This window comes from Paenisporosarcina sp. TG20, assembly GCF_000286315.1.
Lineage (GTDB): Bacteria > Bacillota > Bacilli > Bacillales_A > Planococcaceae > Paenisporosarcina.
This window is the reverse complement of record NZ_ALJG01000056.1, coordinates 1-1,185: the sequence shown is the minus strand read 5'-3', so window position 1 is coordinate 1,185 and position 1,185 is coordinate 1. Positions and strand designations below refer to the sequence as shown.

Annotated in this window: 9 tRNA genes and 1 rRNA gene; all 10 read right to left on the bottom strand. The window is 48.9% G+C overall.

The annotated features are described in order from the left end of the window. Nucleotides 1–75: 75 nt before the first annotated feature. The 10 genes from B371_RS0100350 to rrf all read right to left on the bottom strand — a co-directional run bounded on the left by B371_RS0100350 (nucleotide 76) and on the right by rrf (nucleotide 1,033). Nucleotides 76–148: transfer RNA gene (locus tag B371_RS0100350), tRNA-Ala, on the bottom strand. A gap of 19 nt (nucleotides 149–167) precedes the next feature. Continuing rightward, nucleotides 168–244: transfer RNA gene (locus B371_RS0100345), tRNA-Pro, on the bottom strand. Between the two features lie 13 nt (nucleotides 245–257). Beyond that, nucleotides 258–334: transfer RNA gene (locus B371_RS0100340), tRNA-Arg, on the bottom strand. A gap of 22 nt (nucleotides 335–356) precedes the next feature. Beyond that, nucleotides 357–445, bottom strand: a tRNA-Leu gene (locus B371_RS0100335). Between the two features lie 13 nt (nucleotides 446–458). Next, nucleotides 459–533: transfer RNA gene (locus tag B371_RS0100330), tRNA-Gly, on the bottom strand. A 19-nt stretch (nucleotides 534–552) separates the two neighbouring features. Further along, nucleotides 553–637 (bottom strand) — tRNA-Leu (locus B371_RS0100325). Nucleotides 638–654: 17 nt separating this feature from the next. After that, a tRNA-Lys gene (locus B371_RS0100320) sits at nucleotides 655–730 on the bottom strand. Between the two features lie 8 nt (nucleotides 731–738). Beyond that, nucleotides 739–814 (bottom strand) — tRNA-Thr (locus B371_RS0100315). Between the two features lie 20 nt (nucleotides 815–834). Next, nucleotides 835–907 (bottom strand) — tRNA-Val (locus B371_RS0100310). A 9-nt stretch (nucleotides 908–916) separates the two neighbouring features. Next, nucleotides 917–1,033: ribosomal RNA gene (gene rrf / locus B371_RS0100305) — 5S ribosomal RNA — on the bottom strand. Nucleotides 1,034–1,185: the final 152 nt, after the last annotated feature.

Sequence of the window (1,185 nt, the reverse complement as noted above, 5' to 3'; positions counted from 1 at the left end):
AAGTTTGCTTCCGGCACCGAAGTACGTTCCGCTTTGTTAGTTGACGTTTTGCTGTTCAGTTTTCAAGGTTCAAAATGGAGCCTAGCGGGATCGAACCGCTGACCTCCTGCGTGCAAGGCAGGCGCTCTCCCAGCTGAGCTAAGGCCCCTTAAAAGGGATAAAAAAACTGGTCGGGAAGACAGGATTCGAACCTGCGACCCCTTGGTCCCAAACCAAGTGCTCTACCAAGCTGAGCTACTTCCCGAAATGAAAAAATATGGCGCGCCCGGCAGGAGTCGAACCCACAACCTTCTGATCCGTAGTCAGACGCTCTATCCAATTGAGCTACGGGCGCTAAATATACTGTTTTATAAAGATGGTGCCGAGGACCGGAATCGAACCGGTACGGTAGTCACCTACCGCAGGATTTTAAGTCCTGTGCGTCTGCCAGTTCCGCCACCCCGGCAATTATGAATCTATGGAGCGGAAGACGAGGTTCGAACTCGCGACCCCCACCTTGGCAAGGTGGTGTTCTACCACTGAACTACTTCCGCTCATATGAAAATATATGGATGGTGCGGGTGAAGGGAGTCGAACCCCCACGCCTTGCGGCGCTAGATCCTAAGTCTAGTGCGTCTGCCAGTTCCGCCACACCCGCTAATTAATTATAAGAAATGGTGAGCCATGTAGGATTCGAACCTACGACCCTCTGATTAAAAGTCAGATGCTCTACCAACTGAGCTAATGGCTCTTAAGAAGTGGTGCCGGCGAAAGGAGTCGAACCCTCGACCTACTGATTACAAGTCAGTTGCTCTACCAACTGAGCTACACCGGCATTATCTATAAAAATCAGAATGGAGGATGACGGGCTCGAACCGCCGACCCTCTGCTTGTAAGGCAGATGCTCTCCCAGCTGAGCTAATCCTCCGATGTAAATGCCCAGCGACGTCCTACTCTCACAGGGGGAGATCCCCCAACTACCATCGGCGCTAAAGAGCTTAACTTCCGTGTTCGGGATGGGAACGGGTGTGACCTCTTTGCCATTATCACTGGACTGGGTATTCAATTTTTAAGACAAGATTCATTATATCAAGTCTCAAGTTTTTTACAAGTGATTCTAGTAAAATAAATACTTTTATTCACTCAAAACTGGATAAACGGGTCATTGAAAACCATTCAATTTTTTGGTTAAGTCCTCGATCGATT